Genomic DNA, 22,934 nt, shown 5'->3' with positions numbered 1-22,934 from the left:
TTCTGAACAAATGGTTTTCTATTGATTTCTAAAGAGTTTGAAGAATTGTTTCAAACTTCGGGAATGAAGCAGGGAAGATGAATAGTGATGCAAAACGTTTTTTGGACTATGACGTTAAAACATTTAACCCCGCTTAATGAAACCGGCCCGCAATGGTTGTCGGATATGGCAGAGAAAGCCCGTGAGGAAAATCTTCAACAGCTTGCCGATGAAATCTCCGGCGGGAAGGGGCAATCGGAATTTCTGGGTATAATCATGACGCTTTCACCTTTCTTGCGTGAAACCATGATACGTAATCCCGACTTTATTGCTCCGCTTCTTGATAAGGACATATCCGAACGACTGGATGAATTGCTTGCAGAAATCGGCCGGATAGATAAAAACGCGGATATAACCGAAGCGCTGTTGATGGCGCAGTTGCGCCGCAAAAAGCTTGAAATGCATGTGTTGATTGCATTGGCCGATCTTGGAGGATTGTTCACATCGGCAATGACATCGGAATGGTTGACAAGACTAGCCGAAGCCACATTAGGCGCGGCATTGCGGTTTTTATTACGGGAAGCGCATCATCAAGGTAAAATCAATCTTGCCGATTACAACAATCCGGAAAAAGATTGCGGGCTTATTGTTCTTGGTATGGGCAAACTCGGCGCACGCGAACTCAATTACTCTTCGGATATAGATATTATTGTTTTTATCGACGAAATGTCGCCGCATATCGGCGATCCTTACGAGAGTATTGATGTTTTCTCGAAAATGATGCGCAGGCTTATCCGTATTATGCAAGAACGCACTGCCGACGGTTATGTCTTTCGCATTGATTTGAGATTGCGTCCGGATCCGGGTTCAACGCCGCTTGCTCTTCCTGTCAGTGCCGCGCTCCATTACTATGAAAGTCGCGGGCAAAACTGGGAACGCGCCGCCATGATAAAGGCACGTCCGGTTGCCGGTGATGTCAAAGCGGGTGAAGCAGTTTTGCATGAACTGTCGCCCTATATTTGGCGCAAATATCTTGATTATGCGGCCATTGCCGATATTCATTCGATCAAACGGCAGATTCACGCCTATAAAGGGCATGGTGAAATTGCTGTTCGTGGTCATAATGTCAAACTTGGCCGCGGCGGGATTCGTGAAATCGAATTTTTTGTTCAGACCCAGCAACTGATTGCCGGTGGAAGATTTCCCGAACTTCGGGGAAGACGCACGGTCGATATGCTTGCCGAACTCTGTTCACTTGGCTGGATAAATGCCGAAACACGTGATGTTTTGACTGAAAAATATTCATATTTGCGCAATGTCGAACATCGAATCCAGATGCTGGAAGACGAACAAACGCATATTCTGCCGGAAGATGACGAAGGTTTTACCAGTGTTGCCTATCTGATGGGCTATAACAACACCAATGATTTCACGCGTGATTTTCTGGAAACTCTCACCACTGTAGAACACCATTATGCGGCCTTGTTTGAACAGGAAAAGGAACTGGGTTCAGATGCCGGAAATCTGGTTTTTACCGGTGAAGACGATGATCCGGGCACACTTGCGACATTATCCAAACTGGGGTTTTCGCGTCCAAGCGATATTTGTCGTATCATCAGGACGTGGCATTTCGGGCGTTATCATGCAACCCAATCGGCCGAAGCCAGAGAAAGATTGACCGAGTTGACACCTGCGCTTCTCAAAGCGTTCGGTGCGACCAAAAGGGCCGACGAGGCATTGTCGCGATTTGATGCATTTTTGCAAGGGCTACCCTCCGGTATCCAGCTTTTCAGCCTGTTACAATCCAATCCTTCATTGCTCGATATGCTGGTTCTTATCATGAGTTCGGCACCGCGCCTTGCCGATATTATCACCAGAAAACCGCATATTTTTGACGGGATGCTCGATCCGGCAATTTTTGCCGAATTGCCGACGAAAACCTATCTTCAAAACCGGCTGGAGTTTTTTTTAAGTGGTGTCACCAATTATGAAGATATTCTCGACCAGTTGCGGCTTTTTGCGAATGAACAACGTTTTCTCATCGGTATCAGACTTCTGAATGGAGCTATTGAAGGTGAACGTGCGGCGCGTGCCTTTACCGATCTTGCCGATTTGATGATTGCCAATACACTTGCTGCGGTCGAAGCCGAATTCGGCCGGGTGCATGGTTTTGTCAAAGGCGGGCGCGTTGGTATTTTGGGAATGGGTAAACTCGGCAGTTACGAGCTTACCGCAGGTTCCGATCTCGATCTTATTCTTCTTTATGATTACGACAATGAGACAGAAATGTCGGATGGTGCAAAGCCGCTTTATATTTCCCAATATTATATGCGTCTGACGCAACGTCTGGTATCGGCTTTATCTGCACCGACAGGCGAGGGAGTTCTTTACGAAGTCGATCTGAGGTTGCGTCCGTCGGGAAATAAGGGGCCGGTTGCGGTTCCATTCGAGGCATTCGGGAAATATCAGCGCAATGATGCATGGGTTTGGGAGCATCTGGCCTTGACGCGTGCGCGCGGTGTGGCAGGCGACCAGATGTTTTTGCAGCAACTTGAAGATGAGGTGGCGGCGATCATCGCGTTGAAGCGCGATAAAGAAAAAGTTGCCCACGATGTGCGCGAAATGCGCGAACTCATTGAACAGGAAAAACCGCCATTAAATATATGGGACTTCAAAACAATGCGGGGCGGGCAGGTCGATCTTGAATTTATTGCCCAATTTGCCCTCATTACACATCAAACCGAATTTTTGGCAGGGCGCACGACAGGCGAAGTGCTGGAACGATTGCCGCAATCCTTCCTGTCTATTTCATCAGTGGGCGAACTTCATCATGCTTATCGGATATATACAAATTTGAGCCAGATTATGCGCCTCTGTCTGAATGAAAAGCTCAATCCCGACGATATGCCGCCCGGTTTGGCTGATCTCTTACAAAGAACTGTTGGCGAGCCGGATTTGAGCCGCGTTGAAAGCCTGATTTCCGAAATGGCAGAGATTGTCGGCACAATATTCGATGAGGTGGTTGTCTGATTTTTCCCCGATTAGGGTTTTGTCATTCATTTTATGGTTGCGCAAAAATATGAGATGAAAGTCTATCAGGCTTGAAATAGGCCGGAAAATACCTTTCGGCCCGTTTTAGCCTGCAACGGGAAAAATTGCCTGAAGGCGCAATCAATGTCGTGCGCCTATGTCGGAGAAAATGCATTTTCTCGGCAATATGCCGGTTTATCATTCGGCCAAATTGAAAGTGTTGTTCAAGGTTGGATGCTGTGTAGTGGTCAACATGGGCAGAACGCGTTTGATTTTTGTGACAAGAGGTTAAACGGGTAAAGGTGGAAGGTGTTACGGGCGTGGGTAAGACATAAGGGTGAAGTCACCGCGATTTAATCATCACTTGTCAAAACATGTCGGGTTTATCGTGCTCACCGTGTCCAATTCCGGTCATCTGGAAACATCTTCTGGTCATCTGAAAACATCGAGCCAACTAATGCTTCTGTGTCATAGGCAAGGTGATGGTAACGGTTGTTCCTTTGCCTTCTTTGGAAGCTATATCAAGTTTGCCGCCATGCAGTTCAACGAGAGAACGGGAGATAGCAAGTCCGAGACCGGAACCGGCATGGGTTTTGGTAAACTGGTTTTCAACTTGCTCGAAAGGTTGGCAGAGTTTGGCAATCGCAGCTTCAGGAATGCCGACACCGGTATCGGAGAAAACAAAGATAAGCTTGTCGTCCCGCTGATAGCCTTTAACGTCGATATGTCCGCCTGACGGTGTGAATTTGACTGCATTGGAAAGAATATTCAGGAATACCTGATGAATAGCACGGCGATCAATGTCACCATGAAGTTTGGGTGTAATATCGGCGGTGACAGTGATATTTTTCTCTTGTGCCTGCGGTGTCAAAGTGCGCAATGTCTCGCTGATAATCGGCTCAAGATCGGCATTTTCACTTGATAGGGTAAAGCGTCCGGCTTCAATTTTGGACATATCAAGAATATCATTGATAAGTGTGAGCAAATGTGTACCCGAATTATGGATGTCATTCATATATTCGGCATAACGTTCCGACCCCAAGGGGCCGAAAGTGCCCTGTATCATCATTTCCGAAAAACCGATAATGGCATTGAGCGGGGTTCTCAATTCATGCGACATATTTGCCAAAAATTCGGATTTTGCCTTATTGGCACTTTCGGCGCGTTCTTTTTCGGATTGCAGACTTTCGTTCAGTTTTTCAACTTCGGTCGCACGTTGTTGGGCACTTTGGCGGGCAAGTTTCAATTCCTGAATGAAGGAATAAAGCCGTCTCTCGCTGTCTTCCAAACTCTTTTGTTGTTGTTTGAGTTCGGAAATATCTGTGCCAACCGAAACCAGACCGCCGTCCTGTGTGCGTCGTTCGTTGATTTTTAGCCAGCTTCCGTCAGCCATCTGGCGAATGCTGGTAAAGTTACCTGTATTGTCATGTTCAACCGACATTTCGTTGATTGCAGGCTTTGCCATGGCTTCGACCGTAGCCCGTTGGACGCCCGGTTGTAACATGTGGTCGGGCAGTGAAGCATATTCGCGGAATTTGCTGTTCGACATGACCAGTCGACCTTCCGAATCCCACAAAACAAAGGATTCGGAAATGTTTTCTATAGCATCGCGAATGCGCAAGTCAGCCTGTGCGGTTTGTTCAGCAAATTGGTGTTGCTCGCTTATGTCAAATGAAATTCCGACAAGGTGGGCTTCTTCTTCTTGCGCAACTTCGGCACGAATGCGCATCCACACATAATGGCCATCCGCATGGCGCATAGGAAGGTTGATGTCTATGTGATCTTTTTCGCCACTCATCAAATCACGTGCCAATTCATAAAGATCGGCATCGGCAGGATTGATAATGGATGTAATCTCGGAGATTGACAGAAGTGCATCTTTCGGTTTGAAGCCGAGCATTTCATACATGGAGCGTGACCAATAAACGCGCCCGCTTGCCATGTTCCAGTCCCATAAACCGCAACGCCCGCGCATCATTGCCATATCAATACGGTTCTGGATTTTTTCAGAAATGAGATCGGTATCGCGAACACGCGCAGCCTGGGCATAATATGCGTAAAGGATTGCCAGAATGACACCGACTGTTCCGGCAAATATAGTGATATTGATTGAAACGGTCTTGCGCCATTCAAGATATATCTGTTCGGTTTCTTCCCCTACAAATACACCGAATTTCCCTTGTCCGGCCTGATCGAATGATGCCAGTGACGCTTTTCCGCCAATCTTGACCTGCATAACACCGGCGCTGCGACCAAGAACAAAGAGAGCCTGCGCGTCGCCAACTGTATCCGATAAAGGATGGCCGATAAGTGTTTCCATTCCTGAAGCTGCAACAACAATACCGGCCTCGTCGACAATGGCAATGCGCGCCGAGCTGGTAATCAAACCCTGTGTACGGAAGTCGATTAAAATATTCTGTAAATCGTTGTTTGAAAGTGAAGCCGGATTTTGGCTGTCTTCCTGTTTTGTGTAAAAGGAGCGATCAATCGAACTGCCGATATGTCCGGTTGCGAGCATGATGGCAGATCTTGCTGTTGTGTCAATTGTTTGGCGCCATTCATAAAGCTGAACCAGACGTGTTGCAGCAAGCAAAACAAGAAAAACCAGAATAATAAGAGGAATAGCACGTCTAAGCCATGGCTCGATAATGAGCAGTCGCTTATAGGCAGGTCCAGAGAGCAAATCGACATGCGCTGACCCTGCCTTGCGCTTTTTGAGCGAAGGTTTTGAATCAACAAACGTCCCAGTGGGCGCGTCAAACGCGTCCAAATGTGCCATTTCTGGCCCCCTCTATCATTAACAGATTAACCGGAGAACTGATTCGGTACGCAAAACACCCGAACAAGGCCAATGAATCAAAACTGATTCGTCCTGTCCAGCTTTTTCTTTGCTCAATAACGTTTTTCATTGATGAAGCTTAGAACAAAAGCTTTAAAAAAATTTTAATGACGCGTTTTCGAGTGAACCCCGATTGGTACTCTAACTATCTCTATTTTTTTAATAAATTTAAAAAATATGAACGAAAAAAGCGGAAAGCATGCGCTTCCCGCCCGAATTTTTTAAGCTTTATTATCACCCCAATGTGCGGCTTACGATGTCTGAAACGTCAACCGAAAGCTTCGGTGCTTTCAATATCCGCTCCAATTGTTCCTTGAGCTTGCTTTGGCGCTTCGGCTCCAGTTGTTTCCATGACCGCGTGAATGTTGAAAGGCGCGCTGCAAGTTGCGGATTTTCCTTGTCGACCGTCAGGATAATATCGGCCAGCAATTTATATCCTTCACCGTCAACCCGATTGAAGCCTGTCTGGTTCGATGCAGCAAATGAGGCTATCAGTGCACGTGTCCGGTTCGGATTATCAAGCGAAAAGAGCGGATGTTTCATAAGTTCTTTGACATGATCCAGAGTTTTTTCACCATGGACTGTCGCCTGAACAGAGAACCACTTATCCATAACAAGCGGGTCGTTGCCATAGCGTTTTTCAAAATCGGATAATGCTTCTTTGGCTTCATTTGTTTCATTGAAGAGATGAACAAGAACGGACAACCCACCCATCCGGTCTGTCATATTGTCGGCCTTCTTATAAGCCTCGAAAGCCCGAAGAGGGGTCGCTTCGGCAAGCGCAAGGTAACCGAGTATCGTGTTTTTCAAGGCACGTTTACCTGCCGGTTCGGCTTTTGGCGAATAATGACCTTCCGTCTTCATCTTGTCGAAGACATGCAGCATTTTCTGTTTCAGATGATCTGCCAATGATTTCATAAACGATTGGCGGACATTGTAAATGCGGTCGGGATCGACATCGTGGCCTATCATACGTGCAAGCTCGATCTCCGAAGGCAATTGCAGGCATAGCGAGCGGAAAGCAGGTTCCAATGTGTCATCGTCAAGAAGGGCTTCAATCAGTGTTTGAAGCTTTTCGGGCATAGCCGGTTTTTCATTTGAACGGTCGGCAATTGCATTGACCAGCGCCTTGCCCATTAACTTGTTGAGCGACTCCCAGCGATTGACTTCGTCAGTATCAAAGTGGGCGCGGAAGGCAAGGTCATCGTCGCTTTCTTCCATCTTCAGATTGATTGGAGCCGAAAAACCGCGCAACAGTGATAAAACAGGCTTTTCTTTCAGATCGCGGATATGAACAGTCTGTTTTGCTTCGGACAAAACAATGACATTGTTTTCTATGTGATTATCGGCCTGATAGGGCATATCTTTGCCGTTTTTGCCCAAAAGACCGAAGGAAAGCGGAATAACCATCGGCTTTTTATCGGATTGTCCGGGGGTGTCGGGAACGGTCTGGGTCAAATCAAGTGTCAGGACACCATCTTTATAATGGCTATCAACTGTTACTGTGGGTGTTCCGGCTTGCTCATACCACAGCATGAATTGTGAAAAATCACGTCCTGAAACATCGGCAAAACAGGCGATGAAATCTTCAATTGTGCAAGCTTCACCATCATGGCGCTGGAAATAGAGGTCCATACCTTTGCGGAAAAGCTCGTCGCCCAGCATGGTATGAACCATACGCACGACTTCTGCACCTTTTTCATAGACGGTTGTGGTATAAAAATTGTTGATTTCGCGATATTGCCGTGGGCGAACCGGATGAGCCAGCGGCCCTGCATCTTCAGGAAACTGTGCAATTTTCAATACACGAACGTCGGAAATCCTGTGAACCGGACGCGAGCGCTGGTCAGACGAGAATTCCTGATCGCGATAGACGGTCAAACCTTCTTTCAAGCAAAGCTGGAACCAGTCGCGACAGGTAATACGATCACCGGTCCAGTTGTGAAAATATTCGTGTGCAATAACGCGTTCTATGCCTGCATAATCGAAATCGGTTGCTGTATCGGGGTTGGCAAGGACATATTTATCATTGAAAATATTCAGCCCCTTATTTTCCATTGCCCCCATATTGAAGTCGGAAACCGCAACAATGTTGAAAATATCAAGGTCATATTCGCGCCCGAACTTTTCTTCATCCCAACGCATTGCGCGTTTGAGTGAATCCATCGCATAGGCTGCGCGTTCTCTTTTACCTTTTTCGACATAAATTCCGAGTTTTACTTTCCGTCCCGACATAGTTGTGAAACTATCATCATAATGGTCTAGTGCACCACCGACGAGGGCGAAAAGATAACAAGGTTTTGGGTGCGGGTCTTCCCAGATTGCATAATGCCGCCCGTTTTCCAGTTTTCCGGTTTCCAACAAATTGCCATTGGAAAGAAGTACCGGTTCATTCTTTTCATCAGCTTCGATGCGGGTTTTGAAAACCGAAAGAATATCGGGCCGATCATAAAAATAAGTGATCCGGCGGAAGCCTTGTGGCTCGTTCTGGGTGCAATAAACGCCGTTGGAAAGATAAAGCCCCATCAATTGGCGATTTTTCTTCGGATTGATCTGTGTCGTGATCTGAACAATAAAATTGCCTGAAGGAGGTGTGTGAATTTCCAGTTTTTCAGGTGTTGCCGAATAGTCTTTGGAAGCAAGTTCGTGACCATTGATTGCAACCGACAACAATTTCAACTCATCCCCGACAAGGACTAACGGTGTGCCGGGTTTGGTGTTTTTTCGTGGTGAAAGTGAAAGTTTCGATTTGACAATCGTTTCAGTAGGATGAAGCGAAAAATCAAGTTCGGTATGTGAAATTGCGTAATCGGTGGGCTTGTAATCTTCAAGACGATATACGGGAGTGTCGGATTTGGTCATAAATCATGCCTTTTTCTAGGAGTTTACCTGAAAGGTAAGCATATTTGATTGAAACGACAACCGACTTGAAAAGAAATCTCGGTTCATGCACACCAATGTGATTACAAAATTTCATTTGGCAAAGCCGACCGACATTTATTTTGATTGGCAGGTCGTATATGAATGGCCAAGGCTTCGCATTAAAAACCGGCTCAAAATTTTTCAGGCACAGTCTTATTGAATGCCGGATGAATGCCACCCGACAGGAGAGAACACGTGCAAAAACAGTCACCGGAAATTCCGCAAGCCCCTTCGGGCAATGTTATGCTCGGAATCTGGATGAAGATTTTATCAGTTGCCTGTTTTGTTGTTATGTACAGCTTTTTGAAATCGGCAAAAGGAGTTCCGGCAGGTGAACTGAGCTTCTTCCGGTCGTTTTTCGGCATTGTCCCGATTATTCTTTGGGTCATGTCGCTCAAACAGCTTAAAACGGTGCTTTATACCAAAAATCTTACCGGTCATGTCTTTCGGGGAATGTTCGGTACTTTTTCAATGCTGTTCAGCTTCTATGCACTTACACTTTTACCGCTGCCTGAAACTGTCGCAATCGGTTATGGTGAACCACTCATTCTTGTCGTCTTATGCGCCATCTTTCTTCATGAAAAAGTATATTTTTACCGTTGGAGCGCGGTTATTGTCGGCCTTATTGGTGTTTTGATTATCGTGTGGCCACGCCTGACTGTTCTTGGTTCGGCAAATGCCGATCTCGGTGCATCGGTTGGCGCACTTTCTGCCCTTGGAGCCGCTATTATGGCGGCTATTGCGATGTTGCTTGTCAGAAAACTGGTCTTCACCGAAAAGACAACAACAATCACCCTCTATTTTATGATAACATCAAGTATTATCTCTTTGGTGACACTGCCATTCGGTTGGGTTGTTCCCGATTTTTATCAGGCTTCCATGCTCATTCTGGCGGGTTTATTCGGTGGTATTGCGCAGATTTTCATGACGCAGGCCTATCGGCATGCCGAACCTTCAACGGTTGCACCTTTTGAATATACGTCAATGTTATTAAGCCTTTTGAGCGGTTATTTTATTTTTAATGAAATCCCGACGCTTGCAATGTTGTTCGGAGCGTGTCTGGTGATCGGCTCTGGTATTTTCATTATATTGCGTGAATCCCATCTTATCGGAAAAAACCACACACGCCACCGTGCGCTGTTTCATAAACATCGTTGATTGCAACGTTCTGCTTTTTACGAAAGCCCGTTCAATGCATTGCGGATTTCCAGAAAATCCGCCCATGCAAGTTTTTTCTGGCTTGGCGTTCTTAACAGATAAGCAGGGTGGAAGGTTGGCATAACCGGAATGGATTGGCCGTTTTCGAGTTTGTGCGAAAGCCATTTTCCTCTTGTGCGAATGATGCCGTTTTTGACACCGGTCAGGACTTGCATTGCCGGCCCGCCGAGAGCAACCAGAATTTTGGGTGCAGCCAATTCGATCTGGCGTTCGATAAACGGGCGACAGAGTTCGGTTTCCATCGGTGTCGGGGTACGATTACCAGGCGGCCGCCATGGTATTGTATTGGCAATATAAACCTCTTTACGGGTAAGGCCGATAGCGCCGAGAATACGATTGAGCAACATTCCGGAGCGTCCGACAAAAGGAATACCTTGTAAATCTTCTTCCCGTCCCGGCGCTTCGCCGACAAGCATAAGGTTTGAATTCGGTGTGCCGTCGGCAAAACAGGTATTTTTTGCTGTGAGTTTCAATGTGCAGCCATTGAAAGATTTGACAGCTTCAAAAAGTTCCTCAAGATTTTTGGCGTTGCGGGCAAGCTCTGTTGCTGTTGCGACCTGTCCTTCAACAGAAATACGAGGTTGAGGCGCTGGCCGGGGCGGGCGGTGAACAGCCGTTTTTTGCTTTTGTTCAGTCGTTTCGTTCGCCGCCGCAACGAGCCGTTTTGCAATTTCGGCAGATTGCTTGAAACGATCAACGGGGGTGTCGGACAGGGGGGTATCAACTCCGGCTTCCGAATAAAAGCCGAGCAATTCTTCAAAAGAAATCGTATTGTTGAGCCGGTCTGACATCGTAGCCTTATGTTTCCTGAAATTCATGAATAGATCAAGCGGTAAAACTCTGCAAGGCCGGATATGAAACGTTCCGGATGGCTAACTATGTCAGAGTGTGAAATAGTAAAAATGATGATGCAGTTTTCGTGTGATACGTTGTTTTATTGTGCCATTTTCAAAAAAGCACAACAGACGAAATTCATGAATGTCGTAAAAAATCGGATATGTCGTGAAAAACCGGATAGAGCGTCGCCAATCCGGCAATGGAGAGAAAACATTATCTGTTAAAAAGATATTCTAAGACGGATTGCGTCCGTTTCCGCCATTTCTCTATTACATAAGAAAGCTATAAAGCCTAATTCGAGAAACCGGCTACCAAAGCGGTTCGCCATGCCTTTCCATGAGAAAACCGGCCGCCTGTAAAAGGCGGGCATCGGGGGCAATATGGCGAATAAACATTGAAAGGTCACGACGCATCCGCTCTATCGGGCAACGTTCAATGAAGGCTTCCATACCCAATGATTTTTCGCAAAGGTTTAAAATTCTAACGCAGACATCCTCCATCTGGTCGTGTGCCAGCAGGCAGGCTAAAACAGCATCGTCAATATTCGATTTCGTGGGAGAGCGTGTAGCCTCTTCAACAAGACACGCGGTTTTAAACAGCATAGCAGATGCAGCAAGTGTTTCGGAACGCGCTTTTGCAAGACGCGTAAGCTGAAACGGATCATCAAGCCGATTTTTCCGGATAAGCATCTCCCGCCAGGTATCTATAATTGCTTCTGCCCCGCCAAGATGGACGACACTATGACGCCAGACGCCGCCGATATAGTGTGGTTCCTGATGATAATCGCCCGGTTCCCCTAAAAGGTCGCTTTCTTTTATTTCGATGCCTGAAAAATCGAATGAACCGGTAAGTGTCGGGCGCATACCCGAAGCATCCCAATATTCGATCATTTGGCGGGATGTATCGTTGACTTCAACAATTGCAAGCTGATCGGCGTCGTTTCCGTTTTGTCGCAACCGCACAATTGCAAATTCGACCAATCCCAATCCGGTGACCAGCCGTTTTGTACCATGTAAAAGTAATTTGCCATTTGGCAAAGTCGTCAATGTCAAAGGTTGATTGAGACTGGCACCCCAGACACCGAGAAGAGCACCTTCCTTCACCTTGGAAAAAATGTTCTTTCTCAAACGTTTTTCGGCGTAAAGTTCGATGAGACGCACTGCATGGAGATGCCCTTCAAAAAGGCGGGCAAGTGAAAGATTGGCTTTACCAAGCCGGCGCAAAAAATCGAACGCCGCTTTTGTTTCGGTTTCGTTTTTGTTCAATGCCCAGTTCTGTCCGCCGAATTTTTTGGGAAGACAGGCAAGAAGTGCACCATTTTCGTTGAGCCTTTGCAAGTCGACTGTCAGCCCGTATTCTTCCACATGATCGGCGCTTTCCCTTATCAGCTCGAATAGGGCATCATCATTTGTCAACATTGGCTCTGTTCCTGAATTGAGAGAAAATCTCTTTAGGAGAAAATATTCACAAGCTTAAATGCGCAATGCTTGCTCAAATTCAAAAGTAAAACTTGAAAAGAAGTATTTCTTTCTAAAAGAAAAAGCTTTTTACAATTCAATTCATGAAAATGTCGGAATTGGATAAACTTCTTGTATCAATTCAGGTCATCATTAAACTGGAACTCGACCATGACCGGTAGATGGTCAGAGCCGAAGAAAGGAAGGCGCGTGACTTTAACGGGATCAAATTGTGAAGAAAGCAGAATCTGGTCGATCGGTAGTCCAAGATATGGGCGTAGAGAATTGGGAAATCGGTATGACAACCATGTGGGGCCGATGCCCGAAAGGTGACGTGTGGCGGTAAGCTCTTCCATTCGCGATACCGTGTTACTCCACGTTACGCTGTTAAAATCTCCGGCAACAATTCGGGCTGAATTGTCGTTGGCCAATTCATTTTTGAATGTGCCGTTTTGAAGTTCATCCATTTGTAAATTTTGCCCGAAAGGCCAGGGCCAGGACAGATGAGCCGATATGATGTCGAGTGAAAATCTGCCGGTTTTTTCGGGGCGTAATTTTACTTTCGCAACATAACCTTGTGTAGAAGAAGCATTGTAACATGTAAGAACGGGAGAAGCGGAAAAGCCGGACAGGCTTAAAAACCTGTCAGATAGAATAAATCCTGTAGCACCGGCGCGATCATTATCGGCAACGCAACCGATAACCGTCAAACCATGTTGTTTGAAAAAATCCCGCCATCTCGCAGAGGCTTCCTGAAGTGTGATAATGTCGGGTTTTTCGTCCTGAATGAGAGCCAATAGTTTTTCCGGCGTATTGTTGTCGAAACGTAAATTGACTTGCAAAAGTTTGAATGTCGGGCGTGTGGCGAGTGCAGGTTTTGGCAACAGGCCGCCGCTATTCAGGCTTAGACTGATGATGATACAAGCAAATATAGTCAGCATAAGACTATATCGACGTGCTTTTGTAAAATTGAGAGGAATTGCCGTTATGATTGTGAAAAGGGCGAGAGGGATGCGAATATCGGCAAGTGAATCAAAAAGGGGATGAATTGTTACAAACAGACTGGCCAACACCGGCAGAGTAGACAGAGCAACGAAAGTCAACCATATGGAGGTAAAGGTTTTACCGTCTGATCTGCCATTATAAGTGTTCATTATAATTTGCTGTCATTCAAGCAGCAGAATTAAACTATTATTTTGTGGAATTATTGGCTAACGGAGCAATGATGGGTTTCGCATATGCTGGCGTTTTTGCATGAAACAACGCAAAAGCTCCCAACGCTGCCACAAATACCAACGCCAAAAACAATATAGAAAAGCGACGAATCAGCATAATTGGCTCCCTTCATTAACCATATTGCATAATTTATTTTTATTGGAACCGGTTATTTTTGTAAAAATTCGTTTCTCTAACAATTTTTTAAATATTTGATGGTTTCGGGCAACATTGTTTTATACGAAGGCAAAACCTTTAAATAGAGTAATCAGGGAGAGCAGACCGGTTTCAACTATAGGAAATTTTATATTTCGCTTTAACGCGTCAAACACGATAAACGTTTATATTTTTTCAGTTATTAAACGCGTGTCAAACAGTTTTGCAAACGATCAGGGATTAAAGCCCTTCTTATCCGCAAAGGTTGTTCGTCTTATCCATTATCGTTGTTATCAGGAAGACAGATAAAGGCCGCGATAAATTTCTTCCATATCCTTTGAAAAACAACAAAATATAACCTTCTGCGGGAAATCATTTTTTTCAAGAAATTTGATTGTGGTCGAAATGGCAATTTTTGCTGCTGCTTCGGCAGGATAACCATAGGCACCGGCTGAAATCGCGGGAAATGCAATGGTTTTGAATTGATTTTTTTTGGCAATAAGAAGCGAATTTTCATAACAGGATTTCAGTTTTTCCGCTTCATGGTCCATTCCGGCATACCAAATTGGCCCGACTGTGTGGATAATGAAACGGGCAGGCAACCGATAGCCTTTTGTCAACTTCGCTTCGCCCGTTTTGCAGCCATGCAATGTTTTGCACTCGGTCAGAAGTTCAGGCCCTGCGGCTTTATGGATAGCACCATCAACCCCGCCGCCACCAAGAAGGGTAGAGTTTGCGGCATTCACGATGGCATCGACATTCAATGTCGTAATATCACCACACATGATGGAAATGCGGTTCTTATCTATCATCAAATTTGCCTCAACCCGTTATAGACCTCTAAAACCCTCTAAATGTAATACAATTGGAAGATGTCCAAAAGGTAGAGAAGTGCATAACAACAGGGTTTTTAGCCGTTCTTTCAAACTGCTACAGGTTGCATCCGCAGCAATTCAAAGACATAGGCTTTTGCTGTTCCAACAGCTTGTTCGATTGTTTTTCCCTTCGCCATTTCACAAGCAATTGCAGTCGATAGCGTGCAACCGGTTCCCCGCATTGTCGCATTGAGGCGCGGAATTGAAAAATCACGAATACTGTCGGATGAAACGAGGCTATCTGTTGCAAGTTTGCCGGTTTCATGACCGCCTTTGGCAAGCACAAATTTTGATCCGGCTTCTACCAGTGCTTTTGCTTGTGCTATCGCATTGGCATGATCTTTTGCGAGTTCGTGATCTGTCAGAGCGGCAAGTTCTTGCAGATTGGGTGTGGTGAGATAACAATATTGAAGCAAATCCTGTTTGATGGCTGCAACGGTCATATCGTCGGCAAGAACACCGCCGGATGAAGCCCGTATCACCGGATCAAGTATAACCGGAATATCAGGAAATTCGGCAAGAACGCCTGAAATTGCATGAACAATTTCAGGCGTTCCGGTCATTCCCACTTTGATCGCCGAAATGCTGTCAGCCTCAAGGGCGGCCAGCATTTGTCCGCGAATAAAATCGCCATGCATTGGCAATTTCGCTTCAACGTGAAGGTCATTCTGGATATTGACCGATGTGATGGCAAGTCCGACTTTTACCGAGAAATGGCTCGCCGTTTCTATATCACGGACAATACCGGCGCCTCCCGTAGGGTCGGTTCCGGCAACGATCAATATTTTGGGGCTTAACGCCATTTTTGTGTTGCTTCCAGCCACTGTTTTACCCGCTGTTCCGGATTTTCACTCATAATAATATCTGTAACAACAGCAGCGCTATCTGCTCCTGCATTCAATGCCGCCTTGGCGCGTTCGGGATTGAGCCCTCCTATTGCGACGAGAGGGAGATCGCCAATCAGTTTTTTCCAATGGGCGAGTTTGTCCAAACCTTGTGGTTGCCACTTCATTTTTTTCAATATGGTTTGGTATATCGGCCCCAAGGCGACATAATCCGGCTTGGCAGCAAGCGCTTTATTCAGCTCACTCGTGTCATGTGTACTGATACCGAGTTTCAATCTTGCTTTTCGTATCTCGCTGACATTGGCATCGGCAAGATCTTCCTGTCCCAGATGGACAAAATCGCATTTCTCATCAATTGCAATTTTCCAATAATCGTTGATAATCAATTGGCAATGGAATTGTTTACATACGAGTTTCGATCTTTGTATATGTCGGCGTAATACTTCATCGGGTGTATTTTTCATTCGCAACTGCACCAGCTTGACGCCTAGCGGTATCAGCTTTTCTATCCAGTCTGCACTGTCAACAATGAGATAAAAAGGATCCAATTTAATCAAAATACTGCCTTTCCGAAAACCGGTGTTGAAGGTACGGCGACATCCCGCGGTTCCAGCATTCCGGCTTTAAAAGCATTTTGTCCGGCTTTTACAGCATCTGCAAAAGCTTCTGCCATTAATACGGGATCTCCGGCTTTGGCGACAGCGGTGTTGAGTAAAACACCGTCGTAACCCAATTCCATGGCTTTTGCCGCATGTGACGGGCGGCCAATTCCTGCGTCGACAATCAGAGAAAGTTCAGGGAAATTGGCGCGAATTGTGCGCAGTCCATCAACATCCCGTGGGCCTTTTGCCGATCCGATAGGAGCACACCAGGGCATAATAACGCGGCAGCCAACATTTGCCAGTTTTTCCGCTACGATAAGATCATCTGTTGTATAGGGAAACACCTGAAATCCATCTTCGTTGAGAATGCGGGCTGCTTCAACCAATGCAAATATGTCGGGTTGAAGTGTGTCGGCATTACCGATGACCTCAAGTTTTATCCACGGTGTTTTAAAGAGGTCGCGTGCGAGTTTTGCTGTCGTCACCGCTTCTTTTACTGTATAGCAGCCGGCCGTATTAGGCAAAATTGATACGCCAAGCGATTTTATCAGTGAAAAAAACTGCCCACCCTGTTTTCCACCGGCTGTTTCGCGGCGCAAAGACACCGTTACAATTTCCGTACGTGAAGCACGGATCGCATCTTCAAGAATTTTTGGCGAAGGATATTGCGCCGTTCCTAACAGAAGATGTGAATTGAAATTTTTGTCATAAAGTTCAAGCAACGTATTCAACCTCCCTGCATGGGGCTTAAAATTTCTATTTTGTCGCCATTATTAAGTTTGAAAAGGTCACGTTCATCCGCACTGACAAGCTCGCCATTGACCGCTGTTGCAAGCCAATCTCCTTCATAATCAAGCTCTTTCAAAAGGGCTGAAAGTGTTTCGGCAGCGACTTGTTTTTGTTCGTCATTCACGAATATTTTCATGGACATTAACCCATCACAATTTCTGTTACTTGACGTGCCATTTCAGGCGAGATGAGATAACCATGGCGATGCATTCCGTTGACATAGATGTGGTTGTCTTCCTGTTTTACACGCGGGAAGTTATCCTTATAGGCCGGTCTTACTCCCACACCTATTTCAACAATTTCGGCTTCTCCAAAGGAAGGATGAATCGTATAGGCAGCATTCAAAAAATCCATCATCGAATGGGCTGTGATAGGGCGATTGTCGTCGCTTTCAATCATGGTTGCACCAATCATGAAAATTCCGTTGTCTCTTGGGACAATATAAAGCGGAATTCGTGGATGAACGAGCCTGATCGGTCTTGAAAATGAAATATCCCCATTATGGACGAGCAACATCTCGCCGCGAACCCCACGCATGTCATGATCCTGATCTATACGGGCAAATCCGGTCGCATCAACAATAAAATCAAAGCCAGCTTCATCGGCGTCAATGTCAACAAAGGTGGCTCCCATATCTTTCAATTTCTGCTTCAACGCCAGCAAGGCTTTGCGCGGGTCAATATGCGCTTCGGTTTCATAAAAAAGACCGCGACTAAAACGTCCTGCAAGATCGGGTTCAAGCTTTGCAATTTCATCTGCGCCGATTTTTCGATGTCCGCCTGTGCGCCGGGAAAAACGTTCCAATTCGGCACTATCCCTCGGCGGAGCAACAACAAGAGTTCCTTTGTGAGTAACAAGATCAGGCAGAGTTTCGGACCACCATTTCATTGTCTGTAACCCGAGTGTTTCGACACGGGCTTCAGCACTTTCTCTCTCGCAATAAGGTGCAAGCATCCCGCCGGCATACCAGCTTGCAGCACCACGGGGAGAATCTGCCGGAGCGGAGATCGTTATTTCAGCTCCCGCTTTTGCCAACATATAGGCACTCGTCAATCCGGCAACGCCACATCCTTTAACGAGTATTTTTTTCTTCACTTTTTGCATTCGCTTCATCCAAAATCAATGCGTGTTGCGCCTTTATCTGCTCCCCCCCCTAAGCAAAAGAAGAACCAGATAGACAATCCCGCTATGCGCGTCGGATTGCTGTGAAATTATGTTGGAGCGATTGGAAAATAATTGGCATTTGCTCGACGAGTTGCCAAATATAACTACCATCCCTCCGCCAGTCCTAACTGGTTCAGGTTCAATGGGTCACTGTAGAACGTAGACATAAGCTGCCAACGCGTTACAGACTCTCAGCCTTACCGGCTCCCCAAGGTCGGGGCGTATGTTTGGCTTAAAACTCTCTTTTGTCAATAATAATCAGAAACGAATTTCAATAGGGTGAAATATAGGCGGATTTCCGAAAACGACACTGTCAATCAGAAGCTGCGACATATTTCTTGAGGTCATTATTAAAATGCGATGACATTATTAAAATGCGATGACCGGCCACACCGCAATCAATTAACTTTCTTTTTCGTAAGGCAAAAATGCGGCAATGATGAGCAACAACCAGCCGAGAATATTGATCGTTCCTCCGAGTGGCGCGGCATAAGGAAAAAGACGTGTTGCAGCAAATTCCCGACACATGATGTCGGCGGCAAAAAGTGCAACACCGATAATGATAAGAAAACCGGCAAGCCGCATGACGATATTATTTTTGGTCGCAACCGAAAGGCCCAAAAGTGCCGCGGCATTGCCAAGCAGTACAGGTGCTACAGCTTCGTAATAACCGCCGATGTGTGATGCTGCTGCGTAAGCGGCAATACCTCCGGCTCCATAAAGTCCGGAAAAGCCGCTTAATATACGTTTATTCAAATCAGACATATGTTTCACCCCTTATCTGCCGCTATAAGTGCGGATGCAAAAGCTTCTGCAAATAGATCCAGCTCTTTTTTAGGGCCTACACTTACCCTTATGAGACGATCAAGTACCGGAACAGATGGTTTACGTACAAATATACCCTGTTGAATAAGTCGATCCAGTACAGCGTTAGCAAATTTGCCATCGCGGCCACAATCAATAGCGACAAAGTTGGTCGCCGACGGCAATGTTTTCAATCCGTGATTGTTGGCAACTTCTTTGATTTGCTGCTTTGCATTATTTATTTTCCCGATCACTTCATCAAGATATTTCTGATCGGCCAATGCATGAAATGCGGCAATTTGAGCCATTTTATTAATGGAAAAATGATCGCGGACTTTATCAAACATGGCGATCCGTTCGGGAAGTCCTATGGCATAGCCGCAACGCAATCCTGCAAGCCCGTAAACTTTGGAAAAAGTCCGCATACGCAAGACATTCGGCCATATTTCCGACATCGGAGGCAAGTCGCCTTGAGGCGCCAATTCACCATAAGCCTCGTCCAGAATGAGTAATGTGGATTTAGGCAGGCTGTTTATGAAAGCTTCAATATCGCTTTTGTTGTGCCACGTTCCCAACGGATTATCAGGATTTGCAAGATAAACAATTTTTGCCTTATGTTCGTGCGCAGCTTTCGCGAGTGCCTGAAGATCACTTTTATCATTTGCATAGGGAACGTTGACGAGTTTTCCGCCAAAACCGGCAACATGGTAATTGAACGTCGGATACCCGCCAAGCGAATTTACAACAATGTCGCCCGGCTCGATATATTGCCGCACAATCAATCCCAATAACGCGTCCACTCCGGGGCCGACGGTTAACTGATCGGGATCCAAATTGTAATGTTTCGCAAGCGCATGAATGAGATCATAGTTCTCAGGGTCACCATATTTCCATATTTCACCGAGCGAGTTTGTTAAAGCGTCCAAAACAGATGGAGCAGGACCGAAACCGTTTTCATTGGCACCCAATCGCGCACGAAATAAGCGGCCGGTTTTTCGTTCGATAGCCTCCGGCCCGGTAAACGGCACTGTTGCGGGTAGGGATGCGATAAGAGGTGTGACAGCCGGGAACTCGAATTTTTCTGACATAATTTAGTCCAGTTACAGCGGATACGGGCAACAGCACGTTCCACAATGATTAACACAAACAGTTTTGCTCACGACATCAATAAATCGTTATAGCCGCGTGTTAAATCGTAAAAACGACAATTCTATGTAATCCTCTGCAATGACAGAGCCACCAAATACATAGGCATACCACGTATTTTATTTAGCGATGATTGGAGTGAATAGTATTTATTTTTTCTTATTGAAACAAAAAGATTAATGAATGAATAAAATTCAAAAAATAAATATAATTAATTTATAAAGAAAACAGATAAAAATAATTCGCATTTATATTTTTATATAACATGCTCATAAATCATATAAATTATTTCTTAAAAATGTTATATCGAAGAATTACGTCAAAATAAATAATTCAGAGACAGAGCTTACAGACAAATAAAAAGTAAAATTCTGAAAATACCAATAAAAAAGCCGGTGGAAAACCACCGGCTTTTTTTTAATAATTCTCTTAAGAATTAGAACGAACGTTGGATACGAACCATACCCTGGAAAGCATCCTGATTCTTGAGGGAGCTGGTATATTTTGCATTTGCAGCTTCACTGCGAATGCCATAATCATCATCCCAAGAAATATATGTCAATTCAGGTGTAATTACCAAGCCTGGTACCAACTCGTATTTTACGTTGATGGATGCTGCAAAAGTATCTGTGTCATCGTAAGCAACTTGTGCATTGAAGCTGGCCTTCTTGTTGAATTTGAAGGTTGTGCCGCCCCAAACTGCCCAGTCGCCACCCCAATCGCCATAGATTGAGTTGACCTGACGATAAATACCATACTTGAGGACGCCGTCACGGCCAATACGTGCAGCATGGCGTCCGTTGCCATCTTTTAGACCATATGTGTTATCGAGATCATAGTAATCATCAGCAGATTTATATCCGCCCATGACCCAAACACTCCACTGGTCGGTAACGTTCAAATCCAAACGAGCCTTGGCAGCCCATTCTTCATAATAAGCGTCGTAAGCACCAACAACAGAAACGCCACCCCAGCCTTGAACGAACTTCAAGCCACCAACAACATTCGGTGTATAGTCATCAATCTTGCTGCTGAGTTTATAGCGTTTAAAGTTGATGTCGCCGTTATCCAAATGGGAGTAACGATAACCATACTTGTCCGCATCATCATTGCCTTGTTCAACACCCAAGATAGCGGAGAAACCGTTTCCTGCGTTGAATGTGTAGCTGATAACATTGGTACGTGTGTAAGCCATCGGGCTCAAGATGTCGTCATTGATGACGTTACCATAATAACCTGTCCAGTGGTTGAAGATGGATTCATCAAGACCAACGCGGATACCACCGAGTTCGATGAAAGCAAAACGAAGCTGACCTGAAGCGGAGTCTGCATCTTTCCCGTCGTATTCTGCACCACGATCCCACTGTGAACGCAATTCGATGAATGTGCGCAGTGTTCCGAGTTCAGTTTCAGAAGCTGTGTGGAAACGAAGGGTTGCACGTGTACGCCAAGCGTAGGTATCACGATCAATATTGCCACGCTTACGGGCATAAACGTTGTCACCGCCCTTGATGTCTGCACGGACATAGCCGGAAATACGCATGCAAGTTTCGGTTCCAGGAATGTAGAAATATCCTTCACCGTATGCATCGCAAACGCGTACATATTCAACGGGCTCTGGCTCTGCAACGACTACGTCAGCTGCACGAGCGCCAGAAACTGCAATGAGAGCTGCAGCGGAGCCGAGAAGAAGGCTCTTAATGTTCATATCTGACCTCCAGTCAAAGTTAAAATTGGGTCGGGTTCACGAAGTTCAGAAAAAGTTGAATCCCGATCCCCTTAACCGAAAAAGTCGCACACAAGCGCTCCTTCTTCATGAGACGAACATACCTGACATGATTTTCGATTCAACCGCCAAATAAGAAAAACTGGGGAGGAAGCGCGCGTATCGTGGTGCCTTGTTGCAAAAATGACACAAAAATAATGGGGGTTTGCAGTTTTATTTGTGGATTATTAACCATATTTTTCGCGTTAATTTTTGGTTAACTATCGAATTTCATTGCTTCTAGCTGTTGTTTTCGAGTCGTCATAGCGTTTTATCTCGATATGGAACAATTTTTTCAAACTTCACGAAAGTAACACATTTCGTCATTTTTGATGTGTATCAATTCGTTATTTCAGTGATTTTGGTGCTTCCGTAAAAGCACAGGTTTTGCGACCAAGTTTGAAAAACTCGCCAATAAAAATAATGTCAGTTTCAGGATGGGCTTGCAAAGAGTGGGAACGGGTAGGGCTTCTCCCATTCTCGAACTTATAAGAAGTTATCGGGCATTTGGGATTATATAATCTGTCGGTTGTAGGATATTGACAGTTAACATGCTCGCTGAAAAGTCGAATTTTGGAAAAGGCGCATTTTGGATATGATTAAGTCGACTTTATAGGAGAGGGGGAACAGGTAAAAAGGAAAAAGCAAAAGCCGTCGCCGTGAGGAGAAGGAAGGAAGTAGCATTCGTGCGATGCGAGGGAATGAATTATTAATATGTATAAAATTTTAGAAATTCGCGAAAATTGCTTGAACTTCCATTAAAGAATGTTTATTGGCTCCTCTTGGAGAGGTGGCCGAGTGGTCGAAGGCGCTCCCCTGCTAAGGGAGTAGAGCTCAAAAGGCTCTCGAGGGTTCGAATCCCTTCTTCTCCGCCACGCAAGTTCTGAATTTCACTGCATAACTCTCCATCCACTGGATAGAAAACAAAAATATCTGTTGGTGAGCGGTTCGTCTCACGGTCGAGACGGTTTTCCATAGGTACGATTGACGTTTTTCAGGCAGAAGTCTGTGTTCGGGATTTTTGCCGATGCGGTTTTGATTTCCTGTTTCTTAAAATACAGGGAATTGACAGGAAATTTTTTTTAAAATCGTTTTTTACTGTCAATTTATATCAGAGCTTGCCCTCGATCGAGCGGTTTATAGGGAAGGTTATGCCTGATGCATGTACTGACAGCTTTTCATGAACAGGAAATCGGGATTGGTGAAGGGGAACGCTCGTTCTGATATTGTGTTGTGGTTCCATCTCTTGGTCTTTTGAAAACCGGCACGCGCTCATGCCGTCGACTTCTGG

General features: G+C 45.5%; 16 protein-coding genes, 1 tRNA gene and 1 riboswitch. Of the genes, 3 read left to right on the top strand and 14 right to left on the bottom strand.

Annotated elements, in window-relative coordinates; translation table 11 throughout:
- Positions 1–87 precede the first annotated feature (87 nt).
- Positions 88–3,009, top strand: a complete 2,922-nt coding sequence (locus tag H3S94_RS00185; protein WP_198239964.1) for a bifunctional [glutamine synthetase] adenylyltransferase/[glutamine synthetase]-adenylyl-L-tyrosine phosphorylase — start codon at positions 88–90, stop codon at positions 3,007–3,009.
- Between the two features lie 454 nt (positions 3,010–3,463).
- Here H3S94_RS00185 and H3S94_RS00180 read toward each other — a convergent pair whose 3' ends face one another.
- Positions 3,464–5,788 (bottom strand): PAS domain-containing sensor histidine kinase, encoded by a 2,325-nt coding sequence (locus tag H3S94_RS00180; protein WP_198230816.1) that lies wholly within the window; start codon positions 5,786–5,788, stop codon positions 3,464–3,466.
- 294 nt (positions 5,789–6,082) lie between these two features.
- Positions 6,083–8,710 (bottom strand): aminopeptidase N, encoded by a 2,628-nt coding sequence (gene pepN / locus H3S94_RS00175; protein ID WP_077991549.1) that lies wholly within the window; start codon positions 8,708–8,710, stop codon positions 6,083–6,085.
- A gap of 303 nt (positions 8,711–9,013) precedes the next feature.
- On the opposite strand from pepN, the gene H3S94_RS00170 reads away from it, so the two are divergent.
- Positions 9,014–9,928 (top strand): DMT family transporter, encoded by a 915-nt coding sequence (locus H3S94_RS00170; protein WP_077994482.1) that lies wholly within the window; start codon positions 9,014–9,016, stop codon positions 9,926–9,928.
- A 17-nt stretch (positions 9,929–9,945) separates the two neighbouring features.
- Here the strand turns inward: H3S94_RS00170 and H3S94_RS00165 are convergent, their stop codons facing one another.
- The 12 genes from H3S94_RS00165 to H3S94_RS00110 form a co-directional block, all read right to left on the bottom strand.
- A complete protein-coding gene (locus tag H3S94_RS00165) occupies positions 9,946–10,779 on the bottom strand; it encodes a uracil-DNA glycosylase family protein (RefSeq protein WP_077991554.1) in 834 nt (277 codons plus the stop codon).
- Positions 10,780–11,133: 354 nt separating this feature from the next.
- The gene (locus H3S94_RS00160) at positions 11,134–12,243 is read right to left on the bottom strand and encodes a hypothetical protein (RefSeq protein WP_077991560.1); all 1,110 of its coding nucleotides are present in this window, start codon (positions 12,241–12,243) and stop codon (positions 11,134–11,136) included.
- Between the two features lie 176 nt (positions 12,244–12,419).
- Complete coding sequence (locus H3S94_RS00155; RefSeq protein WP_198239963.1) at positions 12,420–13,436, bottom strand: endonuclease/exonuclease/phosphatase family protein; 1,017 nt, start codon at positions 13,434–13,436, stop codon at positions 12,420–12,422.
- 510 nt (positions 13,437–13,946) lie between these two features.
- A complete protein-coding gene (locus H3S94_RS00150; protein WP_198239962.1) occupies positions 13,947–14,465 on the bottom strand; it encodes an O-acetyl-ADP-ribose deacetylase in 519 nt (172 codons plus the stop codon).
- Positions 14,466–14,575: 110 nt separating this feature from the next.
- The gene (locus H3S94_RS00145; protein ID WP_198240451.1) at positions 14,576–15,331 is read right to left on the bottom strand and encodes a hydroxymethylpyrimidine/phosphomethylpyrimidine kinase; all 756 of its coding nucleotides are present in this window, start codon (positions 15,329–15,331) and stop codon (positions 14,576–14,578) included.
- Positions 15,322–15,927, bottom strand: coding sequence for a thiamine phosphate synthase (locus H3S94_RS00140; RefSeq protein WP_198240450.1), 606 nt, complete (start codon positions 15,925–15,927; stop codon positions 15,322–15,324). Before H3S94_RS00140 ends, H3S94_RS00145 begins: the two co-directional genes overlap by 10 nt.
- Positions 15,927–16,697 carry a thiazole synthase gene (locus H3S94_RS00135; RefSeq protein ID WP_198239961.1) on the bottom strand — a complete coding sequence of 257 codons (771 nt, stop codon included), beginning with the start codon at positions 16,695–16,697 and terminating at the stop codon, positions 15,927–15,929. Before H3S94_RS00135 ends, H3S94_RS00140 begins: the two co-directional genes overlap by 1 nt.
- A 5-nt stretch (positions 16,698–16,702) precedes the next feature.
- Positions 16,703–16,900: a sulfur carrier protein ThiS gene (gene thiS / locus H3S94_RS00130; RefSeq protein WP_198230822.1), complete on the bottom strand. Its 198-nt coding sequence runs from the start codon at positions 16,898–16,900 to the stop codon at positions 16,703–16,705.
- A 5-nt stretch (positions 16,901–16,905) separates the two neighbouring features.
- Positions 16,906–17,868: an FAD-dependent oxidoreductase gene (locus H3S94_RS00125; RefSeq protein ID WP_077991568.1), complete on the bottom strand. Its 963-nt coding sequence runs from the start codon at positions 17,866–17,868 to the stop codon at positions 16,906–16,908.
- 153 nt (positions 17,869–18,021) lie between these two features.
- Positions 18,022–18,149, bottom strand: a riboswitch (TPP riboswitch).
- Between the two features lie 181 nt (positions 18,150–18,330).
- The gene (locus H3S94_RS00120) at positions 18,331–18,693 is read right to left on the bottom strand and encodes a DUF423 domain-containing protein (RefSeq protein ID WP_198239960.1); all 363 of its coding nucleotides are present in this window, start codon (positions 18,691–18,693) and stop codon (positions 18,331–18,333) included.
- Positions 18,694–18,698: 5 nt separating this feature from the next.
- The gene (locus H3S94_RS00115; RefSeq protein ID WP_198239959.1) at positions 18,699–19,820 is read right to left on the bottom strand and encodes a pyridoxal phosphate-dependent aminotransferase; all 1,122 of its coding nucleotides are present in this window, start codon (positions 19,818–19,820) and stop codon (positions 18,699–18,701) included.
- A 494-nt stretch (positions 19,821–20,314) separates the two neighbouring features.
- On the bottom strand, positions 20,315–21,586 hold the full coding sequence (locus tag H3S94_RS00110; RefSeq protein ID WP_198239958.1) for a porin: 1,272 nt from the start codon (positions 21,584–21,586) through the stop codon (positions 20,315–20,317).
- An 841-nt stretch (positions 21,587–22,427) separates the two neighbouring features.
- Between H3S94_RS00110 and H3S94_RS00105 the strand changes: the two genes are divergently transcribed.
- Positions 22,428–22,518: transfer RNA gene (locus H3S94_RS00105), tRNA-Ser, on the top strand.
- Positions 22,519–22,934: the final 416 nt, after the last annotated feature.

Source organism: Bartonella sp. B10834G3, assembly GCF_016102505.1.
GTDB classification, from domain to species: Bacteria; Pseudomonadota; Alphaproteobacteria; order Rhizobiales; family Rhizobiaceae; genus Bartonella; species Bartonella choladocola.
The sequence above is the reverse complement of the archived record's forward strand: the minus strand, read 5'-3'. Positions and strand labels throughout refer to the sequence as shown.